The 2,696-nt window shown below is 62.6% G+C and carries 2 protein-coding genes and 2 pseudogenes; all 4 read left to right on the top strand.

Annotation, left to right across the window (positions count from 1 at the left end; all coding sequences use genetic code 11):
- A pseudogene (locus HP547_RS19480) lies at positions 1-671 on the top strand (pilus modification protein PilQ); the annotation flags it as partial.
- Between the two features lie 4 nt (positions 672-675).
- Positions 676-1,194 carry a shikimate kinase AroK gene (aroK, locus tag HP547_RS19485; protein ID WP_172228889.1) on the top strand — a complete coding sequence of 173 codons (519 nt, stop codon included), beginning with the start codon at positions 676-678 and terminating at the stop codon, positions 1,192-1,194.
- An 89-nt stretch (positions 1,195-1,283) separates the two neighbouring features.
- Entirely contained in the window at positions 1,284-2,381 is a 1,098-nt protein-coding gene (gene aroB / locus HP547_RS19490) for a 3-dehydroquinate synthase (protein ID WP_172287117.1), read from the top strand.
- Between the two features lie 15 nt (positions 2,382-2,396).
- Positions 2,397-2,696, top strand: a pseudogene (locus HP547_RS19495) (cell division protein); the annotation flags it as partial.

A 2,696-nucleotide genomic window follows, 5' to 3' on the forward strand; every position in this document is an offset into this window, starting at 1 on the left:
CCAGCGTCGATTATGAGAAGAGCCTGGGAGTGCGCTGGGGCGGGCCGTTGTACGGGGAAAATATCCGGCCGGGCAAGGAGCTGTTCGTCGACCTCGGAGTAGAACGCGCCGGCAGCAGCATTGGCCTGGGCCTGCTGCGCGGGGGCGTGCTGCTCGACTTTGAGCTCAATGCCATGGAAAAAAGCGGCAACGGCGAAATCATTTCGCAGCCCAAGGTGGTCACGGCCGACAAGGAAACGGCCAGGATCATCAAGGGCACCGAAGTGCCGTACCAGGAGACCACCCATAGCGGCGCTACGTCGGTGACGTTTCGCGAAGCTTCACTGTCGCTGGAGGTCACCCCGCAGATCACCCCGGACAACAAGGTGATCATGACCGTGAGGGTGACCAAGGACGAGCCGGATTACGTCAATGCCTTGAACAACGTTCCGCCGATCCGCAAGAACGAGGTCAACGCCAAGGTTCGTGTGGCCGACGGCGAGACGATCGTTATTGGCGGGGTGTATTCGACTTCGCAAAACAATGTGGTCGACAAGGTGCCATTTTTCGGTGATCTGCCGTATGTTGGGCGGCTGTTTCGACGCGATGCATTACAAGAGAAAAAATCCGAGCTGCTGGTCTTCCTGACTCCGCGTATCATGAGTGACCAGGCGATTGCTGTGAGTCGTTGATTCTGTGCGAAATTTGATACTTGTGGGGCCCATGGGCGCTGGTAAAAGCACCATCGGACGCCTTTTGGCCAAAGAGCTGCGCCTGCTGTTCAAGGATTCCGACAAGGAAATCGAACTGCGATGCGGCGCCAACATCCCGTGGATTTTCGACAAGGAAGGAGAGCCCGGTTTCCGTGATCGCGAGCAGGCGATGATCGCTGAATTGTGCGAACTTGACGGCGTGGTGCTGGCCACCGGTGGCGGCGCGGTAATGCGCGAAGCCAACCGCCAGGCACTGCGCCAGGGTGGCCGGGTAATCTACCTGCATGCCTCGGTGGAACAACAGGTTGGCCGTACCGCGCGCGACCGTAATCGCCCGCTGCTGCGCACTGCCAACCCCGAAGCAACCTTGCGTGCCCTGCTGGCAGCCCGTGACCCGCTCTATCGCGAGATCGCCGACCTGGTAGTAGAAACCGACGAGCGGCCGCCACGCATGGTGGTGATCGATATTCTCGAGCGCTTGCAGCAGTTGCCGCCCCGTTAAGCCGGGACTATTCTCGGCGACCAGCGCCGAGGCGAGGTTCAACGTTACCGCGCGGGTCGCCCCCGCGCCCAAGTACATTGTGGGGATACATGCAGACACTTAAGGTCGACCTGGGCGAGCGTAGCTACCCGATCTACATTGGCGAAGGCCTGCTGGACCAGCCCGAGTTGCTGGCGCCGCACATTGCCGGGCGGCAGGTGGCGATTGTTTCCAATGTGACCGTCGCGCCGTTGTATCTCGAACGCCTGAGCAAGACCCTGGGTGCCTACTCGGTGCTGCCGGTGGTATTGCCCGACGGCGAAGCCCACAAGAACTGGGAAACCCTGCAGCTGATCTTCGACGGCCTGCTGACTGCCCGGCATGACCGGCGCACCACCGTGGTCGCCCTGGGCGGCGGCGTGATCGGTGACATGGCCGGCTTCGCCGCGGCCTGCTACCAGCGCGGCGTCGACTTCATCCAGGTGCCGACCACCCTGCTGTCCCAGGTCGACTCCTCGGTGGGCGGCAAGACCGGTATCAACCACCCGCTGGGCAAGAACATGGTCGGCGCGTTCTATCAGCCCAATGCAGTGCTGATCGACACCACCAGCCTCAAGACCCTGCCGGCGCGCGAGTTGTCTGCAGGCCTGGCCGAAGTGATCAAGTACGGCCTGATCTGCGACCAGTCGTTCCTCGCCTGGCTCGAAGACAACATGCAGGCCCTGCGCGCCCTCGACCAGAAAGCCCTGACCGAAGCCATCCGCCGCTCCTGCGAGGCCAAGGCTGCAGTGGTCGGTGCCGACGAGCGCGAAGCCGGCGTGCGAGCCACGCTGAACCTGGGGCATACCTTCGGGCATGCCATCGAGACTCACATGGGCTACGGCGTCTGGCTGCACGGTGAAGCCGTGGCGGCCGGCACGGTAATGGCCCTGGAAATGTCCATGCGCCTCGGCTGGATCAGCCAGGCCGAACGTGATCGCGGTATCCGCCTGTTGCAGAACGCAGGTTTGCCGGTGGTGCCACCACAGGAAATGACACCGGCGCATTTCATGGAACACATGGCGGTCGACAAGAAGGTGCTCGACGGGCGTCTGCGTCTGGTGCTGTTGCGCCAGGTGGGGGAAGCCGTGGTGACCGACGACTATCCGAAAGAGATTCTACAGGCCACGCTGTCGGCGGATTACCGCGCGATCGTGGCCCAGCTTTGAGGTTGTGACAGCGCAATGACCAGTTTGCATGCCGATGAGGCCTTTCTCGACCATTACCAGTTGAGCCACGATCCGTTCGCGCCGCGTGTGCCCGGCTTCAAGTTTTTCCCGGCCCAGCGCAAGCCCGTGCTCGGGCAGCTGCACCACCTGGCACGCTACAGCCAGTTGATGCTGGTGGTCACCGGCCCGCTGGGCAGCGGCAAGTCGCTGCTGCGCCAGGCCCTGGTGGCCAGCACCAACAAGCAGACCGTGCAGAGTGTGGTGGTGTCCGCCCGTAGTGCCAGCGATGCCGGCAGCGTGCTTGCGCAGGTCGCT

The sequence above is a fragment of the Pseudomonas sp. CM27 genome, assembly GCF_013179515.1.
Classification (GTDB): domain Bacteria; phylum Pseudomonadota; class Gammaproteobacteria; order Pseudomonadales; family Pseudomonadaceae; genus Aquipseudomonas.